The sequence below is a fragment of the Streptococcus sp. A12 genome, from assembly GCF_905372335.1.
GTDB lineage: Bacteria > Bacillota > Bacilli > Lactobacillales > Streptococcaceae > Streptococcus.
Genome location: NZ_CAJPOU010000010.1, coordinates 12,549 through 33,194, shown reverse-complemented (window position 1 = coordinate 33,194; position 20,646 = coordinate 12,549). Strand labels below are relative to the sequence as shown.

Here is a 20,646-nt window from a genome sequence, read left to right as displayed (position 1 = left end):
TCCCAAAAAGGAGTATGTATGTCTTATCAAGAATTAAAAAATTGTAGAATGATCACTGCCTTTATCACTCCCTTCCATGAAGATGGTTCGATAAATTTCGAAGCCATTCCTCCACTCATCGAACATCTTTTGGCTCATCACACAGATGGGATTCTTTTAGCTGGTACCACAGCGGAAAGCCCAACTCTAACGCACGATGAAGAATTGGAACTTTTTGCAGCGGTCCAAAAGGTAGTCAACGGACGGGTTCCTTTGATTGCGGGTGTCGGAACCAATGAAACCCGAGATTCCATTGAGTTTGTAAAAGAAGTGGACCAATTTGGTGGTTTTGCTGCCGGATTAGCGATTGTCCCTTATTACAACAAACCTTCTCAAGAAGGTATGTACCAACATTTTAAGGCTATTGCTGACGCTTCTAACTTGCCAATCATAATCTATAACATTCCTGGGCGCGTGGTTGTCGAAATGACACCAGAAACCATGCTTCGTTTGGCAGAACATCCAAATATCATCGGGGTAAAAGAGTGTACAACCCTTGCCAATATGGCTTACCTAATTGAGCACAAGCCAGAGGAGTTCCTCATTTATACGGGAGAGGATGGAGATGCATTCCATGCCATGAACCTTGGGGCAGATGGTGTGATTTCAGTAGCTTCCCATACCAATGGGGATGAAATGCACGAAATGTTCCAAGCCATTGAGAATAATGATATTAAAAAAGCGGCGGCCATTCAGCGCCGATTTATCCCGAAAGTCAATGCTCTCTTCTCTTATCCAAGCCCAGCTCCAGTTAAAGCAGTTTTGAACTATATGGGCTTTGAAGCAGGGCCGACTCGTTTGCCATTGGTCCCAGCACCTGCTGAGGAAGCTAAGCGCATTATCAAGGTTGTAGTGGATGGAGATTATCATGCGACAAAAGAAATCATTACGGGAGTTCTTCGTCCGGATTATTGATGTTTTAGATTCTTGACAAATCCCCTATTTATTTAGATAATAGAAGTATATTGATGATCAAGGAGAATAAGATGGAAGTCATTAAACGTAGTGGTGAAGTTGTAGAATTTGATCCAGATAAAATCTATCAAGCTGTTTTGAAGGCAGCACAAACAGTCTATGTCTTGACCGATGATCTTCGCCAAAACTTGGCGCAAGTGACTAAAAAAGTTGTGATGGATTTGGAAGAAGCGAAAGTGGAACGTGCTACAATCAGCATGATTCAATCAATGGTTGAGCACCGTTTACTTGGTGCTGGTTATATTACCATTGCTGAACACTATATTTCTTATCGTTTGCAACGCGATTTGGAAAGAAGTGGTTATGGAGATCACATCGCTGTTCACTTGCACTTTGAACAAATTCGCTAAAATAAGAAACGAAGTTACAAATGTAGCTTCGTTTTTTTATGGCAAATATGGCAAAATGGGAAGCAGTTTTAAAAGAAAATACTGTATTTCATGGTATAATAGATAGGATTGAATGTTGAAAGGATTTCATATCATGGCGATTATTCAATGGTTTCCTGGACATATGTCCAAAGCTAGAAGACAAGTACAAGAAAATTTGAAATTTGTGGATTTTGTGACGGTTCTGGTGGACGCACGTTTGCCCTTATCTAGTCAAAATCCGATGTTGACAAAAATTGTTGGTGACAAGCCTAAGTTGATGATTCTGAACAAGGTAGACTTGGCCGATCCTGTCGCTACAAAAGAATGGCAGGAGTATTTTGAGTCACAAGGAATCAAAACTTTGGCTATTAACTCCAAAGAGCAATCTACGGTTAAGAAAGTCACAGATGCTGCTAAGTCTTTGATGGCCGATAAAATTGCCCGCCAGAAAGAACGGGGGATTCAAATCGAAACCCTTCGGACCATGATTATTGGGATTCCCAACGCTGGTAAATCAACGCTGATGAACCGCCTAGCAGGGAAAAAGATTGCGGTTGTTGGAAATAAACCAGGAGTGACCAAGGGGCAACAGTGGTTGAAAACCAATAAGGACCTCGAAATCTTGGATACCCCAGGGATTCTTTGGCCAAAATTTGAAGATGAAGATGTAGCTCTAAAATTAGCTTTAACGGGTGCCATTAAGGACCAGTTATTGCCAATGGATGAGGTGACTATTTTTGGTCTTGAGTATTTTAAATCCCATTACCCAAAAGAGTTACAAGAACGCTATAAGCAAATGGATTTGGAGCAGGAAGCGCCAGAAATCATCATGGAAATGACTCAACGCTTAGGCTTCCGAGATGATTATGATCGCTTCTACAGTTTGTTTGTCAAGGATGTACGTGATGGTCGTTTGGGTCGCTATACCCTTGATCGTGTAGGTGAAGTGGATGCCAACGATTAAAGAAATCAAAGAGTGTTTAGCAACGATTGATGAGCTAGATCATCCCTTATTTGAAGAGTTGATCCTTGATGGTCGAGCGGGCGTTCAAGCGGCTATCAGCAAACGAAAACGTGAACTCCAAAAACAAGTGGACGAAGACTTGCGTTTAGAAAAAATGCTAGCCTATGAGAAAGAACTTTATGCTCAAGGGATTCATCTTATTGCAGGTGTGGATGAAGTAGGGAGAGGCCCTTTGGCTGGCCCTGTCGTCGCAGCAGCCGTTATTCTGCCGGAAAATTGTAAGATTCCAGGTTTAAACGATAGTAAGAAAATTCCAAAATCGAAGCACTATGCTATTTATCAAGCGGTTTTAGACCAAGCTCTCTCTGTCGGGATTGGGATAAAAGATAATCAGGTCATTGATCAGGTTAATATTTATGAAGCAACCAAATTAGCCATGCTAGAGGCAATTCAAGAATTGGACCGACGACCTCAACACCTCTTGATTGATGCTATGAAATTGGATCTCCCTATTTCTCAGACATCCATCATCAAAGGAGATGCTAATTCTCTGTCTATCGCTGCGGCTTCTATTGTGGCGAAGGTGACACGAGATCAGATGATGGCAACCTATGACCAAGAGTATCCAGGTTATGATTTTGCTCAGAATGCGGGGTATGGGACAAGCAATCATCTTGAGGGCTTGGAAAAACATGGGGTCACCCCTATCCATCGCAGAAGCTTCGAACCCATTAAGTCCATGACGGATCTTGACTAGGAGGGAAGGAAATGCTCTTATCCTTTGACATTGGCGGAACCTTTATTAAATATGCCTTAGTGGATGAAGCCTATCAGGTGAGTGATTCCTCTAAAGTTCCAACACCAGCTACTATTGAGGAATTCTGGGAAGCTCTTGAGCGCGTGATTTGCTTGTTCCAGAATCGAATCACTGGGATCGCCATCTCTTGTCCGGGTGAAATCAATAGTCGACTGGGATTTATCTTCAAAGGTGGCCTCATTCCTTATTTAAGGAATATTCCTTTAGCTTCTCGTTTAAATAAGACTTTTCAAGTCCCTGTGACCATCCTCAACGATGGGGATGCTGCAGGCTTGGCAGAAGCACGAATTGGAAACCTCCAGAATTGTGACTGTGGTGCAACCTTTGTGTTAGGAACTGGGGTAGGCCTAGCCTTGACTTCCAATGGTTCCTTAATTTCTACCTGGAATCTCAAGGATTATCTTCGTTGGCCAAGCTTAGGTGAGAAGCAAGTGACTCCTGAACAAAAGCAATATCAGACCGAGATTTTGAGACATGGGATTTCCAGTTTGGTTCAAAATTTAGGCTCTGCAGTCAATTTTGTGGCTAATGCTAGTCGGCTCTTAGAATTACCAGAAGAAGATGGGATTCAAGTTTTTGAAGTCCTTGAAGCTGGTCATCATGAGGAATTGCAAGACTTATTTGCTTCTTATTGTCGGGAAATTGCGATCCTAATCTATAACCTTCAGTCTTTGGTTCGCCTTGAAAAAGTGACGATTGGTGGGGGAATTAGTAGTCAACCCCTTCTTTTAGAAGAGATTAACCATCAGTATAAAAGCCTGATGGAGGAAAGTGGGGAGCAACGATTTTCTTTAGTGGAGATTCAAGCAGCTCGTTACCACAACTCAAGTAATCTTTTGGGGGCAGTTTGTCATTTTAACATCTTAGAAAATCATTAAAAAGTTCTATTTTTAGAGCTTTTTTTGTTTTCTTTTACGAATATTATAAATAGATAGTAGAAAATGAGGTTTACAAATGAACAAATATGAACTTTATAAATTAAAGGTTGCTGGCCTGTCAAATTTACAGGTTTTTAACATTGTCAATTACTGGGAAATGAATGGGGAGTGGCCCTCTTTAGAATTAATGGCAAAAATTGCAGGTTGTCGCAATCAAACACTATTTATGGAACGGTATATCCGGATTGATGACAAGGTCTTGAGAGAAGAGTTCAAGGAGTTTGATTCGATTTCTATTATGGATCCGGAATATCCTGAAGAACTTCTCTGGATGCATAACCCACCTGTTTTGTTGTTTTACTCAGGCAATATTGATCTTCTTAAACAGCCAAAGATTGCGGTCGTAGGAAGTCGATCCTGTAGTCGTAACGGGATACAATCCGTCGAGAAAATCATTAACGAGTTAAATAATGAATTGATTGTGGTGAGCGGATTAGCCAAGGGAATTGATGCTGCAGCCCATTATGCTGCTATTCGAAATGGAGGAAAGACAATTGGAGTGATTGGGACTGGCTTAGATATCTTCTATCCTAGATCCAATAAACAATTGCAGAAGTACATGAGTGGGAACCATTTAGTGTTAACAGAATACGGTCCAGGCCAAGGTCCGCAAAAACATCATTATCCAGAACGTAATCGGATTATTGCTGGGCTTTCTAGAGCAGTGATTGTGGCGGAAGCGCGGATGCGGTCTGGAAGTCTGATTACCTGTGAGCGTGCTATGGAAGAAGGGCGAGATGTCTTTGCTATTCCTGGGTCGATCTTGGATGGACGTTCAGATGGCTGTCACCACCTCATTCAAGAAGGTGCAAAGCTGGTCACCAGTGGAAAAGATGTCCTAGATGAGTTTGAATTTTAAAATGAGTTTTCCTATAGGAGAACTTCACGGTTGACATCCCGAAAAAAATAGTTTACACTCTATGAGGTTTATTACAAAATAGAGGTAAAAAAGTGGCTACTAAAACAAAAAAGAAAACCACAACAACTAAAAAGAATTTAGTCATCGTGGAGTCTCCTGCGAAAGCGAAGACGATTGAAAAGTATCTTGGTAGAAATTATAAGGTCATGGCCAGCGTGGGTCATATTCGTGACTTGAAAAAATCTACCATGTCTATTGATTTTGAGAACAATTACGAACCAGAGTACATCAATATTCGCGGAAAAGGTCCTTTGATCAATGATTTGAAAAAAGAAGCTAAAAAAGCCAAACAAGTCTTTCTCGCAAGTGACCCGGACCGTGAAGGAGAAGCTATTTCTTGGCATTTGGCGCATATTCTTCAGTTGGATAAGGAAGATAAGAACCGCGTTGTTTTCAACGAAATTACCAAGGATGCGGTAAAAAATGCCTTTCAAGAACCCCGTAAGATTGATATGGATCTGGTAGATGCTCAACAAGCGCGCCGTGTCTTGGACCGGATTGTTGGGTACTCCATCTCACCAATTCTATGGAAAAAGGTGAAGAAGGGACTTTCGGCTGGTCGGGTGCAATCCGTTGCTCTTAAATTGATTATTGACCGGGAAGAAGAAATCAATGCCTTCCAACCAGAAGAATATTGGACAATTGATGGAACCTTTAAAAAGGGGATCAAGCAATTCCAAGCCAATTTCTATGGAATGAATGGCAAGAAGATGAAGCTTCAAAACCAGGAGGATGTGAAAGCCGTTCTTTCACATCTCGATGGGAAAGAGTATATCGTTGAAAAGGTAGAGAAGAAAGAGCGCAAACGCAATGCGCCGCTTCCTTACACAACTTCTTCCATGCAGATGGACGCAGCCAATAAGATTAACTTCCGTACTCGTAAGACCATGATGGTGGCCCAGCAATTGTACGAAGGTATCAATATTGGATCTGGTGTTCAAGGTTTGATCACGTATATGCGTACGGATTCGACTCGGATTAGTCCAGTCGCTCAAAATGAAGCAGCTAGTTTTATCGTTGATCGATTTGGAGACAAGTATTCTAAGCATGGTAGTCGGGTTAAGAATGCTTCTGGTGCTCAAGATGCCCACGAAGCCATTCGTCCTTCTAGCGTCTACAATACGCCTGAGAAAATTGCCAAGTATTTGGACAAGGATCAGCTCAAGCTCTACACCTTGATCTGGAATCGTTTTGTGGCTAGTCAGATGACAGCAGCTATTTTTGATACCATGAATGTCCGTTTAGGGCAAAATGGAGTTCAATATACAGCAAATGGAAGTCAGGTGAAGTTTGACGGCTATTTGGCGATCTACAATGATTCGGACAAGAATAAGATGCTACCGGACATGGAAGAAGGTGACACCGTCACTCAGGTCAACAGCAAACCTGAACAGCACTTTACCCAACCACCAGCTCGTTACTCTGAAGCGACTTTGATTAAGACTTTAGAAGAAAATGGAGTTGGTCGTCCTTCAACTTATGCACCGACCATTGAGACCATTCAAAAACGCTATTACGTGAAGCTTGTAGCCAAACGCTTCGAGCCAACCGAATTAGGAGAAATCGTCAATAAACTGATCGTTGAATTCTTCCCAGATATCGTCAATGTAACCTTTACCGCTGAGATGGAAGGGAAGTTGGATGATGTTGAACTCGGGAAAGAACAGTGGCAAAAGGTCATTGATTCCTTCTACCAACCCTTTAAAAAAGAAGTAGCCAAGGCTGAAGAAGAGATGGAGAAAATCCAAATCAAGGATGAGGCTGCTGGATTTGACTGTGAGGTTTGTGGAAGTCCGATGGTTATCAAGTTGGGTCGATTTGGTAAGTTCTTCGCTTGTAGCAATTTCCCTGATTGTCGCCATACGCAAGCTATCGTTAAGGAAATTGGAGTGGAATGTCCAGACTGTCACCAAGGCCAAATCATCGAGCGTAAAACCAAACGGAACCGTCTCTTCTATGGCTGCAATCGCTATCCAGACTGCGAATTCACCTCTTGGGATAAGCCAATTGGCCGTGACTGTCCGAAATGTGGTCACTACCTAGTTGAGAAAAAAGTTCGTGGTGGCGGTAAGCAGGTCGTATGTAGCAACGGCGACTACGAAGAAGAAAAAGTAAAATAAGATTTTAGAATCATTTGATGTCTATTATAACGGCAATTTTAACAAATGTCTGTTATAATAGACATTTTTGTTTTTTTTCGTTATAATAGACACAAGGAGGTGGGCTTATGTATCTTGCTTTGATTGCAGATGTCATTGATTCCAAAATGGTTCAAGAGCGTTTTGACCTGCAAAAACAGTTAGAAAAAACGCTTCAAACGATGAATGAACTATTTGGAGAATTCTTAGCATCCAATTTTACCTTGACCCTAGGCGATGAGTTTCAGGGGCTCTTAAAGGTGGATGCTCCGGTTTTTCAAATGATCGATACCCTGCGTTCTTTACTAACTCCTACTCAACTTCGTTTCGGGATTGGTCTCGGGGAGATTGTAACGGATATTGATCCCTTACAAAGTATCGGTGCGGATGGGCCAGCCTATTGGAATGCACGCGCCGCCATCAATCTGGTTCATCAGAAAAATGACTACGGCAATACCCAGATCTATTTTTCAAGTGGGAAGGAAAAGCAAGACTTCTTTGTGAATGCCCTCATCGCTTCCGGTGAAGCTATTCGTTCGGGTTGGCGTGGCAGTCAGGAAGAAATCCTGCTAGATCTTCTTAAGAGATGTGTATATAGTGAGAATTTTAGTCAGCAGGATTTGGCCCAATCGCTGGAGATAAACCCAAGTGCTCTCTCTAAACGGCTGAAAAGTAGCAGTATCCGTGTTTACTTACGGGGGCGAGCAGCAGCACTAGCTAGTATTCAAAGTTTAGCGAAAGGAGAGGCTTATGACAGGATTATCTAGTATCGTAACAAATCCATACTTGCTTCTCTTGTTGAGTTGTCATTTGTTATCGGATTATTATTTTCAAAGCCAAAAGATGGCGGACCACAAGGACCAGGATAAGAAGGTGCTCGGCCTTCACGTTCTGTATGTAGCTCTGCCTCTATTCGTCGTTTCCCTCTGTCATCTGGACTTGTGGTGGATTTGCTTGATTATTTTGTTTACTCATGCGGGAATAGATTTCTTGAAACCGATCGTGCAGAAGCAATTGAATGTAACAGCCGCATGTACTTTTGCATTGGATCAAGTCTTGCATGTCGGTATCATTAGTTTCCTAGTCCTTTGGGGAGCTAAAAATGGCACGACTTATTTGCCTATTGACAGTTTAAAGCTAATCTATTATGTCCTCCTAGTGGGAAAACCGACCAATATCGTCTTTAAAATTCTTTTTGCTAAGTACCAGCCGACGATGGAGGAGAAAATGGATACCATCACTGGGGCTGGTTCCATGATTGGCTTCTTAGAGCGGTTGATTATCGGTGCCTGTCTCGTCTACGGCCAATTTGCTTCTATCGGACTGGTCTTTACGGCAAAATCTATCGCCCGCTACAATAAAATTTCGGAGAATCCAGCCTTCGCAGAGTATTATTTAATCGGGTCCTTATTCAGTATCCTATCAGCCCTCTTTGCTGCTTGGTTGTGTCTATAAGAAAACAAATAACAGACTTAGGTCTAAGACAGGAAGGAAAACCCTCCCTGTCTTTTTACTTGGCTTTCTGGTATAATGGACCAAGTAGAAAATTAGAAAGATTTGTGGGTGTCTAACAGTCCAGTGGGGTGGTTTGGATACCCAAAGAGGTATTAGTGTCATGTCTCAATCTTATATCAATGTTATCGGTGCAGGCCTTGCTGGCTCGGAAGCGGCTTATCAGATTGCCCAACAGGGTATTCCGGTCAAGCTTTACGAAATGCGGGGAGTCAAATCTACTCCACAACACAAAACAGACACCTTTGCTGAGTTAGTCTGTTCCAACTCTCTCCGAGGGGATTCTCTAACCAATGCTGTCGGGCTCCTCAAAGAAGAAATGCGACGTTTAGGTTCTGTTATCCTTGAAGCAGCAGAAGCGACTCGTGTACCGGCTGGTGGAGCATTGGCAGTTGACCGGGAAGGCTTTGCTAGTCGGGTAACGGAGAAGGTATCTCAACACCCGCTCATCGAAGTGATTCGCGATGAAATTACAGAATTGCCGACAGACGCGATCACAGTGGTCGCAACGGGTCCTCTAACCAGTGATGCCTTGGCGGAAAAGATCAACGCGCTCAATGGTGGCGATGGCTTCTATTTCTACGATGCAGCAGCTCCTATTATCGATGTCAATACCGTTGATATGAATAAGGTTTACCTCAAGTCTCGTTATGACAAAGGAGAAGCGGCTTATCTCAACTGTCCCATGACCAAACAAGAGTTTATGGACTTCCATGAGGCTTTGGTGAATGCGGAAGAAGCCCCGCTCAACTCTTTTGAAAAAGAAAAGTATTTCGAAGGTTGTATGCCAATTGAAGTCATGGCCAAACGAGGCATCAAAACCATGCTCTATGGTCCTATGAAACCAGTTGGTCTCGAGTATCCAGATGACTACAAAGGACCTCGTGATGGGGAGTTTAAGACCCCTTATGCGGTAGTCCAATTGCGTCAAGACAATGCGGCTGCTAGCCTCTACAATATCGTTGGCTTCCAAACGCATCTTAAATGGGGCGAGCAAAAACGAGTATTTCAAATGATTCCTGGTTTGGAAAATGCGGAGTTTGTGAGATATGGTGTCATGCACCGCAATTCCTACATGGACTCTCCAAATCTGCTTGAACAGACTTATCGTTCTAAGAAGCAAGCCAACCTCTTCTTTGCAGGTCAAATGACAGGTGTAGAAGGTTATGTTGAGTCAGCTGCCTCAGGTTTGGTAGCTGGAATCAATGCAGCTCGCCTTTTCAAAGGAGAAGAGGCAACCATCTTCCCTGATACGACAGCTATCGGAAGTCTAGCTCACTATATTACCCATGCTGACAGCAAGCATTTCCAACCCATGAATGTCAACTTCGGAATTATTAAGGAGTTGGAAGGCCCACGCATTCGGGATAAGAAGGAACGGTATGAGAAAATTGCCGAACGTTCTTTACAAGATCTGGCTACATTTATTGGAAAATAAAGTCAATCAATGAAAAAGTTTGGAGAAATCCAGACTTTTTCTTATAAAAATGGTATAATTAATAAAAATTTAGAATATAGAGAGTTTTCTGACAATGAATAAATCCTACTTTTATTTAGAGATGAAGACACACGAGTTGAAAGTGCCTTATACCGGAAAACTCCGTCGTGTTCGAGTCTTATTACCTAAGAATTATGAAACAGATACAGATCGTCGCTACCCTGTGGTTTATTTCCACGATGGGCAAAACGTTTTGTATAGCAAGGAAGCCTATGCGGGTCATTCCTGGAAAGTTATTCCAGCCATTAAGCGAAATCCAGACATTAGTCGCATGATTGTCGTTGCCATTGATAACGATGGTTTGCAACGGATGAACGAATACTCTGCCTGGAAGTACAAGGAGTCCAATATCCCTGGTATGCAATTTGGTGGCAAGGGTGTAGAGTATGGGGAGTTTGTCATGGATGTCGTCAAACCCTTTATCGATCAAGAGTATCGTACCCTTGCTGACAGAGAACATACAGCCATGATTGGATCTTCGCTTGGTGGGAATATCACCCAATTTTTGGGCTTGGAATACCAAGACCAAATCGGTTGTCTGGGAGTCTTCTCCTCTGCCAACTGGTTGCACCAAGAGGCCTTTGACCGCTATATCGAGCGGAAGAACCTTTATGCAGATCAACGGATCTACATCTATGTGGGGACTGAAGAGGCGGATGATACAGATAAAACGCTAATGGCTGGGAATATCAAGCAAGCCTATATTGACTCATCCCTTCGTTATTATCACGACGTCATTCAACAAGGTGTTGCTTTGGAAAATATTGCCATTCGGATTCAATCTGGGGCTATTCACCATGAAGAAGCCTGGGCTGAGAATCTTCCAGAATGCCTTCGTTTTTTGGCAGAAAAATGGGATTAATTGTCTTAAAATAAATAAAGAGAAAGAGGGAATTTATGAATATTGAACATCTAAGCCACTGGAGTGGCCAACTCAACCGCGAAATGTATCTAAACCGCTATGGACATACGGGGATTCCTGTTGTGGTCTTTGCTTCATCAGGTGGGAGCCATAACGAGTACTATGACTTTGGTATGATTGATGCTTGTGCTCAGTTTATCGAAGAAGGTCGGGTTCAATTCTTCACCCTTTCGAGTGTCGATAGTGAAAGCTGGCTTTGTGATTGGAAAAATCCTCATGATCGAGCAGAGATGCACCGTGCTTACGAGCGCTATGTGATTGAAGAGGCCATTCCTTTCATCAAGCACAAAACAGGCTGGTTTGACCCGATGATGACAACTGGTTGCTCTATGGGAGCCTACCACGCGCTTAATTTCTTCTTGCAACATCCAGATGTCTTCAACAAGGTTGTTGCTTTGAGTGGTATCTATGATGCTCGTTTCTTTGTTGGTGAATTTGGTGGCGATGAAGCGATTTATCAAAACTCGCCATCTGATTATATTTGGCATCAAAATGACGGCTGGTTTATCGATCGTTACCGTCAGGCTGAGATTGTCGTTTGTACCGGCCTAGGTGCTTGGGAACAGGATGGCCTACCATCTTTCTACAAACTGAAAGAAGCCTTTGACCACAAAAATATCCCTGCTTGGTTTGCAGAGTGGGGACACGATGTAGCCCATGATTGGGACTGGTGGCGCAAGCAAATGCCTTATTTCCTAGGACAAATGTATCTTTAAGTTAAAAGGGAGGAGATCTCTATGAATTATCTTGTTATTTCACCTTATTATCCGCAAAACTTTCAACAATTTACCATCGAGCTGGCTAACAAAGGCATCACGGTCTTAGGGATTGGACAGGAGCCTTATGAACAGTTAGACGAGCCATTGCGCAATAGTTTAACAGAGTATTTCCGAGTTGATAACATGGAAAACTGGGACGAAGTGAAGCGTGCAGTAGCCTTTCTTTTCTACAAACACGGGCCAATCGATCGCATCGAATCTCACAATGAATACTGGTTAGAATTGGATGCGGCGCTTCGTGAGCAATTCAATGTCTTTGGTGCAAAACCAAAAGATTTGAAGAAAACCAAGTTTAAATCAGAAATGAAAAAACTCTTCAAGAAATCAGGTGTTCCAGTCGTACCTGGTGCAGTGGTCAAAGTCGAAAAAGACATAGACAAGGCTGTGAAGAAGATTGGGTTGCCATTAATTGCCAAGCCTGACAATGGTGTAGGAGCAGCAGCAACCTTCAAGCTTGAAACAGCAGATGATGTGGACCATTTTAAGGCAGAATGGTATGGTCATACCGAGTACTTCTTTGAGAAATTCGTCACTTCTAGCGAGATTTGTACCTTTGATGGTCTGGTCGATCGTGATGGTAATATTGTCTTCTCGACTACATTTGACTATGCTTATACACCACTCGATTTGATGCTCTACAAGATGGATAACTCTTATTATGTCCTTAAAGAGATGGATCCAAAATTGCGTCAATACGGAGAAGCGATTGTTAAAACTTTTGGCATGAAGGAGCGTTTCTTCCACATTGAGTTCTTCCGTGATGGGGATGACTATATTGCGATTGAGTACAATAATCGCCCTGCAGGTGGCTTCACCATCGATGTCTACAACTATGCTCACTCGATCGATTTGTATCGTGGCTATGCTGCTATTGTAGCCGGCGAACATTTCCCAGCTTCTGAGTTTGAGCCACTTTATTGCTTGGCGACTTCACGCCGTGCCAATGCGGCTTATGTCCTTTCTGAGGAAGAAGTCTTGGCCAAATACCAAGATCAGTTCCGTGTGAAGAAAGATATGCCTGCAGCCTTTGCGGAACTCCAAGGGGACTACCTTTACATGTTAACAACTCCAAGTCGTGAAGAGTTAGAACAAATGATTCATGACTTCGGCCAACGCCATCAATAAATGATTGAGAGTGGGACAGAAATCGGTAATTCTTTAGAATTCGATTTCGTCGTCCCACCTCCGCACAGTTGAGTAGGGCTGTAAAAGCTGATGAAATCAGCGTAGTAGAGCCCACTCAACCACTGCGTTTTGCTTGATAATCCAAAGACAATTGAGAGGCTAGGACTTTTGTCCCAGCTTCTTTTTTGATGTGACTTGTATAGTATGTGAAAGTTTGTGAAATGTTTAATAAATTCGCTTAAAAGCCAGCCTTTAGTGCTATTAGAGGGTGTTTGATTGTGATTTTTTAAGCAAATTCTTTGACAGTGCTTACATTTTTGGCTAGAATGAAAGAGAATGAATAATTGCTTAGAAAGGCGAAATAATGGCAACATTAGATAAAAGTCTCTTATTGGATATGTTCCGTAAAATGGAAGAAATCCGTCGCATGGACTTAAAAATTGCACAGTTAGTAAAAAAAGGAAAAGTGCCAGGAATGACGCACTTTTCTGTTGGGGAAGAAGCGGCGAACGTTGGAGCGATGTTGGCTTTGAACGATGATGATTTGCTGACATCTAACCACCGTGGTCACGGACAAGCCATCGCTAAGGGAATCGATTTGAATGGTATGATGGCAGAAATCCTTGGTAAGTATACCGGTACTTGTAAAGGGAAGGGTGGATCCATGCACATCGCCGACCTTGATGCTGGTAACCTTGGTGCCAATGGTATCGTTGGTGGTGGTATGGGGATTGCCGTAGGTGCAGCTCTTACCCAACAAATGCATAAGACTGGAAAGATTGTTGTCTGCTTCTTTGGGGACGGCGCAACCAATGAAGGTGTCTTCCATGAAGCGGTCAATATGGCCTCCATTTGGAATCTTCCGGTAATTTTCTACTGTATCAATAATGGTTACGGAATCTCTGCTGACATCAAAAAAATGACCAATGTGAAGCATATACATGAGCGTAGTGCTGCTTACGGCATTCCTGGAATGTTTATTCCTGATGGAAACAACGTCATTGATGTCTATGAAGGATTTAAGAAGGCAGTTGACCATGTTCGTTCTGGTAAAGGCCCTGTTTTGATTGAAAGTGTCACTTATCGTTGGCTTGGTCACTCATCTTCAGACCCTGGTAAATATCGGACACGTGAGGAAGTCGAGGAGTGGAAGAAGAAGGATCCAATCGAAAACCTTCGCAAGTATCTCCTTGAAAATGAGATTGCGAGCGCAGAAGAATTGGATCAGATCCAAGAAGAAGTAAAAGAAGCAGTGGAAGCTTCAGTAAAATTTGCGGAAGAAAGCCCATTCCCTCCACTCGAATCAGCTTTCGAAGATATTTACGCAGACTAAGGAGGAGTAGAGAATTATGGAAACTAAATTAATGTCTTTCCGCGATACCATTATCCTTGCTATGTCTGAGGAAATGCGTCGCGACGAAAATGTATTGTTGATGGGGGAAGATGTCGGAGTTTTCGGTGGAGACTTCGGAACTTCAGTAGGAATGCTTGAGGAATTCGGTCCAGAACGTGTTCGTGACTGTCCAATTTCTGAGGCTGCGATTTCAGGTGCGGCAGCAGGGGCAGCCATGACCGGACTTCGGCCAATCGTTGATATGACCTTCATGGATTTCTCAGTAATTGCCATGGATGCTATTGTCAACCAAGCTGCTAAAACTCGCTACATGTTTGGTGGAAAAGGGCAAGTGCCGATGACCGTTCGCTGTGCTGCAGGTAACGGAGTTGGTTCTGCAGCTCAACACTCCCAATCTTTGGAATCATGGTTCACCCATATTCCTGGTTTGAAAGTTGTTGCTCCTGGTACGCCAGCGGATATGAAGGGGCTTCTCAAGTCATCTATCCGCGATAACAATCCAGTAATCATTCTTGAGTACAAATCAGAATTCAATCAAAAAGGGGAAGTGCCAGTGGATCCAGGCTACACGATTCCACTTGGTGTCGGAGAAATCAAACGCGAAGGAACTGACGTCACTGTTGTAACCTACGGGAAAATGCTTCGCCGCGTGATGCAAGCAGCTGAAGAATTGGCAGAAGAAGGTATCTCAGTAGAAGTAGTAGACCCACGTACCTTGGTCCCACTCGATAAAGAGATTATCATTAACTCTGTCAAGAAGACAGGAAAAGTAGTCCTTGTCAACGATGCCCACAAAACAAGTGGCTATATCGGTGAAATTTCAGCTATCATTTCTGAATCAGAAGCATTTGATTACTTGGATGCACCTATCCGCCGTTGTGCAGGAGAAGATGTGCCAATGCCTTACGCACAAAATCTTGAGAATGCAATGATCCCAACAGTTGAAAGCATCAAAGAAGCCATTCGTAAAACGTATAACAAAGAATAATACATAACATAAATTATGTAATGTCATTTAAATTAGACGAGGAAACTTTGTATCTTTTTAGGTACAAAGTTCTCTGCGTCCTTGATATCTTAGATTAGTGCACGGGCTAAAAGCTCGGAAAAAAGATAAATCTCCTTGACTTCATCGAAGTCTGCGTCGATTTCCTATTTTTCGGTCGCTTTTAAACGCCCTTTGCATCATAAAATTGAACTCGGGCTAAAGTCTGTGTGAAAAAGATAAACTTTCCTAGAAACTAAAGTTTCTTCGTCAAGTTTCCTATTTTCACTTTGACTTTTGACGCCCTTAGTATCTTATAATAGAATAGGAGAGGTCATGGCTGATGATAAGCTAAGAGCGACTCCTGCGGCTAGAAAATTAGCGGATGATCTTGGGATCAACCTCTATGATGTTTCTGGTTCAGGCGCAAACGGTCGTGTCCACAAAGAAGACGTGGAAACATATAAAGACACAAATGTGGTTCGCATTTCACCACTTGCAAAACGAATTGCTTTAGAACACAATATTGCTTGGCAAGAAATCCAAGGAACTGGTCATCGTGGTAAGATCATGAAGAAGGACGTCCTTGCTTTCCTTCCTGAAAATATTGAGAATGAGACCATTAAGTCACCTGCTCAAATTGAGAAAGTCGAAGAAGTTCCTGATAATGTGACACCTTATGGTGAGATTGAGCGGATTCCGATGACACCAATGCGTAAGGTAATCGCTCAACGGATGGTGGAATCTTACTTGACAGCACCAACCTTTACATTGAACTATGACGTTGATATGTCTCAAATGTTGGCCCTTCGTAAGAAGGTATTGGATCCAATCATGGAAGCAACTGGTAAGAAGGTGACTGTAACAGATTTGCTTTCTCTAGCAGTGGTTAAGACCTTGATGAAACATCCATACATCAATGCGTCATTAACAGAAGATGGCAAAACCATCATCACTCACAATTATGTCAACTTAGCGATGGCAGTTGGGATGGACAATGGATTGATGACTCCAGTTGTCTACAATGCTGAAAAGATGACCTTGTCAGAGTTGGTCGTAGCCTTCAAGGATGTTATCGGCCGTACCTTGGATGGTAAGCTTGCTCCAAGTGAATTGCAAAACTCAACTTTTACTATCAGTAACTTGGGGATGTTTGGCGTTCAATCATTTGGACCGATTATCAACCAACCAAACTCTGCCATCCTTGGAGTTAGTGCAACGGTTGAAAAACCAGTGGTTGTGAATGGTGAAATTGTCATTCGTCCAATCATGAGCTTGGGCTTGACCATTGATCACCGCGTTGTCGATGGAATGGCTGGTGCCAAATTCATGAAAGACTTGAAAGCCTTGATTGAAGACCCGATTTCAATGTTGGTCTAATCAACGAGAGAGAATAGAAACAAGAAGAAGAGGGAAATAAAATGGCCTTAGAAGTAATTATGCCAAAAGCCGGCGTAGATATGACCGAAGGACAAATCGTTCAGTGGAATAAAAAAGTCGGCGAATTTGTAAAAGAAGGAGAAGTTCTCCTTGAAATCATGACAGACAAAGTCAGCATGGAGTTGGAAGCGGAAGAAGATGGTTACTTGATCGCTATCCTAAAAGGGGACGGTGAAACAGTTCCTGTAACAGAAGTGATCGGTTATCTTGGTGAAGAAGGGGAAAACATCCCAACCGCTGGAGGAGCTGCACCAGAAGCAAGTCCAGCTCCAGCTGCAGCAAGTGCTTCAAACGATGACAATAAGAGCGATGACGCTTATGATATCGTAGTGATTGGTGGTGGTCCTGCTGGTTACGTATCTGCTATTAAAGCAGCTCAATTAGGTGGTAAGGTTGCTCTTGTTGAGAAATCTGAACTTGGTGGAACGTGCTTGAACCGCGGATGTATCCCAACTAAGACTTACCTCCACAACGCTGAAATTATCGAAAATATCGGACATGCGGCCAACCGTGGTATTATCATTGAAAATCCAAGTTTCTCAGTAGATATGGATAAACTTTTAGAAACTAAATCTAAAGTTGTTAATACTCTTGTTGGTGGTGTTGCGGGTCTTCTTCGCAGCTACGGAGTGGATGTTCACAAGGGTATCGGTACCATTACGAAAGATAAGAATGTCTTGGTAAACGGTTCTGAATTGCTTGAAACGAAGAAGATCATCCTTGCTGGTGGTTCCAAAGTCAGCAAGATTAACGTTCCAGGTATGGAATCATCCCTTGTCATGACCAGTGATGATATCCTTGAAATGAATGAAGTTCCAGAAAGCCTTGTCATCATTGGTGGTGGTGTTGTTGGTATCGAACTTGGTCAAGCCTTCATGACCTTCGGTTCAAAAGTTACGGTTATTGAAATGATGGACCGCATCGTTCCAGCTATGGATGCGGAAGTATCTAAGAACCTTCGCTTGATCCTTGAACGTAAAGGTATGACCATCTTGACGGATACGAAATTGCAAGAAATCATTGAAGAAGATGGCAAACTCCGTATCAAAGTTGAAGGAAAAGATGATATTATCGCCAACAAAGCTCTTCTTTCAATCGGGCGTGTTCCAGATCTTGAAGGTATCGGAGATGTTGAATTTGAATTGGATCGTGGACGGATCAAGGTTAATGAATACATGGAAACGTCTGTTCCAGGTATCTATGCGCCAGGTGATATTAACGGTACCAAGATGTTGGCTCACGCTGCCTTCCGTATGGGTGAAGTGGCGGCTGAAAATGCTCTTAAGGGAAATCATGCTGTTGCCAAATTGAACTTGACACCTGCAGCCATCTACACACTTCCAGAAGTTGCAGCTGTTGGTTTGACAGAAGAACAAGCTCGTGAGAAATACGATGTTCAAATCGGTAAATTCAACTTTGCGGCGAACGGTCGTGCTATTGCATCAGATGCAGCTCAAGGTTTTGTTAAGGTTATTGCAGACAAGAAATACGGTGAGGTTCTTGGGGTTCATATCATTGGTCCAGCAGCAGCTGAATTGATCAACGAAGCTTCAACCATCATTGAGATGGAAATCACTGTGGAAGAAATGCTCAAGACCATTCATGGACACCCTACCTTCTCAGAAGTGATGTACGAAGCTTTTGCGGATGTACTCGGCTTGGCAGTTCACTCACCTAAGAAGAAATAATACTATTCTTTCAACTAAATTTTCTTAAAGTAGTACGGACGGCAGCGACCTCTCTTAGAGTTCCATGCCTAAAAATTGAGCCACTTGTCTCAATTTTTCCGAGAAATAGCTTAATAAATAATTTTCCTTATCGAAGAAATGTTTGGAAGGATTAGTCAGACGCAGTGGTTGATTGGTATCTTTGTTCGCTGGACAAGCTTCAAAGATACCTAATCAACTGTGCGGGGGTGGGAATACGAACTTTTTTACTAGCGAAGTTCTGTCCCACTCCCTTCTTTTTACTACTTCAGAAAATTCAAGTGAAATTCAACTATTTCTGTCTAATGCTTATCTTACTATGAGTAGGATTTATAAAACGAATTTTTGGAATTACTATGAAATACATTATTAATTATTCAAATGATACTGCTTTTAATATTGCTTTAGAAGAGTATGCTTTTAAGCACCTCTTGGATGAAGATCAAATCTTCCTTCTTTGGATTAACAAACCTTCTATCATTGTTGGTCGTCACCAAAATACCATCGAAGAAATCAACCGTGACTACGTTCGGGAGCATGGGATTGAAGTGGTTCGTCGGATCAGTGGTGGTGGGGCTGTTTATCACGATTTGAACAACCTCAACTACACCATCATTTCAAAAGAAGATGAAAACAAAGCCTTTGACTTCAAGAGTTTTTCTACTCCTGTGATCAACACCTTGGCTCAACTTGGGGTTAAGGCTGAATTCACGGGTCGTAACGACTTAGAGATTGATGGCAAGAAATTCTGTGGAAATGCCCAAGCTTACATTAATGGTCGGATCATGCACCATGGATGCCTTCTTTTTGACGTTGATTTGTCAGTCCTTGCCAATGCTCTCAAGGTTTCTAAAGACAAGTTTGAGTCCAAAGGGGTTAAATCAGTCCGTGCTCGTGTGACCAATATCATCGATGAGTTGCCAGAAAAAATCACGGTTGAAGAGTTCCGTGACTTGCTTTTGGACTACATGAAGAAAGAATACCCTGAGATGACAGAATATGTCTTCTCGGATGAAGAATTAGCTGAAATCAATCGTATCAAGGAAACCAAGTTCGGTACCTGGGATTGGAACTATGGAAAGTCTCCTGAATACAATGTCCGTCGTGGCACTAAATTCCCAAGCGGTAAGGTGGAAATCTTCGCTAATGTCATTGAATCAAAAATTCAAGATATCAAGATTTACGGTGACTTCTTTGGTATCGAAGATGTTGCAGCAGTAGAAGATGTTCTTCGTGGTGTCAAATACGAACGTGAAGACGTCCTCAAAGCCCTTCAAACCATTAACCTAGGTCGTTACTTCGCAGGTATCACTGCAGAGGAAATTGCTGAAGCAGTGGTGGAATAAAGTAAAGGATATCCATTTAACATGGATATCTTTTATCTTAAACTTGATATTTAAATACCATGAGTGTACAATATAGAGGAAATCTGAACAAAAAAAGGGGATCATATTCAATGATGAAAATTCCAGTGGAAAATCTTGGTCTATTTGAACAGTTAGCTCGTATAGTAGTGGCTTTTTTTAGCAAGCAGCAACCTTCCAGTCCTTATGATTTGAATGTCAGTATTACACAAGGACACCTTGACCAGAAAAAGCAAGAGCTCGAACCATTAGGCTATCAAGCTGTCCAACTACCATTAGGAATGGCTTTAGATAATATCATCCAGCAACCTCATTATAAAAATTAAATCCTTGGCGGACTTGCTCCCGACGAAATTATAGTCAGCAAAGAAGAATTAATGCCTTTGAAAGATATCGTGGATAGCTTTTGTATTATGTACGCTGCAGCGAATAACAGACTAGAAAATAGTAAGGCTTATGAATTAATGAAAGATAAGACGGTTTATTTTATTGGTAAACTATTTACAGATTTTCAAAAGCCGGTGATGAAATTGCTTATTTAGGAATTGATCGAATAGCGAGCGATGGTACACCATATGAAGCAGTTAAATGCTTTTTAACGGAAGGAAGTGCAGAAAAGTATAATGGTGAAAAAAGACCTGTCACCCCTGCAAACTTGGCCTATCTAAAATCATTCTGGGGAAAACCAGTCATTATTGAGCCCCACCGTAACTATTGGATTGAGTTTTTATAGAAAGTATAAAAGAGCGTAAGATTCCATAAAAAATCTTACGCTCTTTTTCTAATAGAATACCTTTTAC

General features: G+C 42.2%; 18 protein-coding genes and 1 pseudogene. All 19 read left to right on the top strand.

Going from position 1 to position 20,646, the window contains the following annotated elements:
* Positions 1–18 precede the first annotated feature (18 nt).
* Positions 19–954, top strand: coding sequence for a 4-hydroxy-tetrahydrodipicolinate synthase (gene dapA / locus QZ158_RS02565; protein WP_293874403.1), 936 nt, complete (start codon positions 19–21; stop codon positions 952–954).
* A gap of 71 nt (positions 955–1,025) precedes the next feature.
* Positions 1,026–1,364 carry an ATP cone domain-containing protein gene (locus QZ158_RS02560; RefSeq protein WP_006597242.1) on the top strand — a complete coding sequence of 113 codons (339 nt, stop codon included), beginning with the start codon at positions 1,026–1,028 and terminating at the stop codon, positions 1,362–1,364.
* 133 nt (positions 1,365–1,497) lie between these two features.
* Positions 1,498–2,349 (top strand): ribosome biogenesis GTPase YlqF, encoded by an 852-nt coding sequence (gene ylqF, locus QZ158_RS02555; RefSeq protein WP_293874385.1) that lies wholly within the window; start codon positions 1,498–1,500, stop codon positions 2,347–2,349.
* Positions 2,336–3,106, top strand: coding sequence for a ribonuclease HII (locus tag QZ158_RS02550; protein ID WP_293874382.1), 771 nt, complete (start codon positions 2,336–2,338; stop codon positions 3,104–3,106). Before ylqF ends, QZ158_RS02550 begins: the two co-directional genes overlap by 14 nt.
* Before the next feature lie 11 nt (positions 3,107–3,117).
* The gene (locus QZ158_RS02545) at positions 3,118–4,044 is read left to right on the top strand and encodes an ROK family protein (RefSeq protein WP_293874379.1); all 927 of its coding nucleotides are present in this window, start codon (positions 3,118–3,120) and stop codon (positions 4,042–4,044) included.
* A 76-nt stretch (positions 4,045–4,120) separates the two neighbouring features.
* Complete coding sequence (gene dprA, locus QZ158_RS02540) at positions 4,121–4,963, top strand: DNA-processing protein DprA (RefSeq protein ID WP_293874376.1); 843 nt, start codon at positions 4,121–4,123, stop codon at positions 4,961–4,963.
* A gap of 92 nt (positions 4,964–5,055) precedes the next feature.
* Entirely contained in the window at positions 5,056–7,143 is a 2,088-nt protein-coding gene (gene topA, locus QZ158_RS02535; RefSeq protein ID WP_293874373.1) for a type I DNA topoisomerase, read from the top strand.
* A 107-nt stretch (positions 7,144–7,250) separates the two neighbouring features.
* A complete protein-coding gene (locus tag QZ158_RS02530) occupies positions 7,251–7,928 on the top strand; it encodes a SatD family protein (protein ID WP_293874370.1) in 678 nt (225 codons plus the stop codon).
* Positions 7,912–8,616 (top strand): DUF3307 domain-containing protein, encoded by a 705-nt coding sequence (locus QZ158_RS02525; RefSeq protein ID WP_293874367.1) that lies wholly within the window; start codon positions 7,912–7,914, stop codon positions 8,614–8,616. The genes QZ158_RS02530 and QZ158_RS02525 overlap by 17 nt, the downstream gene beginning before the upstream one ends.
* Positions 8,617–8,776: 160 nt before the next feature.
* On the top strand, positions 8,777–10,111 hold the full coding sequence (trmFO, locus tag QZ158_RS02520) for a methylenetetrahydrofolate--tRNA-(uracil(54)-C(5))-methyltransferase (FADH(2)-oxidizing) TrmFO (protein ID WP_293874363.1): 1,335 nt from the start codon (positions 8,777–8,779) through the stop codon (positions 10,109–10,111).
* Between the two features lie 94 nt (positions 10,112–10,205).
* Positions 10,206–11,033, top strand: a complete 828-nt coding sequence (locus tag QZ158_RS02515) for an alpha/beta hydrolase (RefSeq protein ID WP_061563962.1) — start codon at positions 10,206–10,208, stop codon at positions 11,031–11,033.
* Positions 11,034–11,068: 35 nt separating this feature from the next.
* On the top strand, positions 11,069–11,809 hold the full coding sequence (locus QZ158_RS02510; RefSeq protein ID WP_293874351.1) for an alpha/beta hydrolase-fold protein: 741 nt from the start codon (positions 11,069–11,071) through the stop codon (positions 11,807–11,809).
* Positions 11,810–11,830: 21 nt separating this feature from the next.
* The gene (locus QZ158_RS02505) at positions 11,831–12,997 is read left to right on the top strand and encodes an ATP-grasp domain-containing protein (protein WP_293874348.1); all 1,167 of its coding nucleotides are present in this window, start codon (positions 11,831–11,833) and stop codon (positions 12,995–12,997) included.
* Positions 12,998–13,361: 364 nt separating this feature from the next.
* Complete coding sequence (locus tag QZ158_RS02500; RefSeq protein ID WP_293874346.1) at positions 13,362–14,330, top strand: thiamine pyrophosphate-dependent dehydrogenase E1 component subunit alpha; 969 nt, start codon at positions 13,362–13,364, stop codon at positions 14,328–14,330.
* Positions 14,331–14,346: 16 nt separating this feature from the next.
* Entirely contained in the window at positions 14,347–15,339 is a 993-nt protein-coding gene (locus tag QZ158_RS02495; protein ID WP_293874344.1) for an alpha-ketoacid dehydrogenase subunit beta, read from the top strand.
* A gap of 333 nt (positions 15,340–15,672) precedes the next feature.
* Positions 15,673–16,716, top strand: a complete 1,044-nt coding sequence (locus tag QZ158_RS02490; protein WP_048789010.1) for a dihydrolipoamide acetyltransferase — start codon at positions 15,673–15,675, stop codon at positions 16,714–16,716.
* Between the two features lie 41 nt (positions 16,717–16,757).
* On the top strand, positions 16,758–18,464 hold the full coding sequence (gene lpdA, locus QZ158_RS02485; RefSeq protein WP_293874332.1) for a dihydrolipoyl dehydrogenase: 1,707 nt from the start codon (positions 16,758–16,760) through the stop codon (positions 18,462–18,464).
* A 374-nt stretch (positions 18,465–18,838) separates the two neighbouring features.
* A complete protein-coding gene (locus QZ158_RS02480) occupies positions 18,839–19,828 on the top strand; it encodes a lipoate--protein ligase (RefSeq protein ID WP_014713327.1) in 990 nt (329 codons plus the stop codon).
* A gap of 110 nt (positions 19,829–19,938) precedes the next feature.
* A pseudogene (locus tag QZ158_RS02475) lies at positions 19,939–20,579 on the top strand (hypothetical protein).
* Positions 20,580–20,646 lie beyond the last annotated feature (67 nt).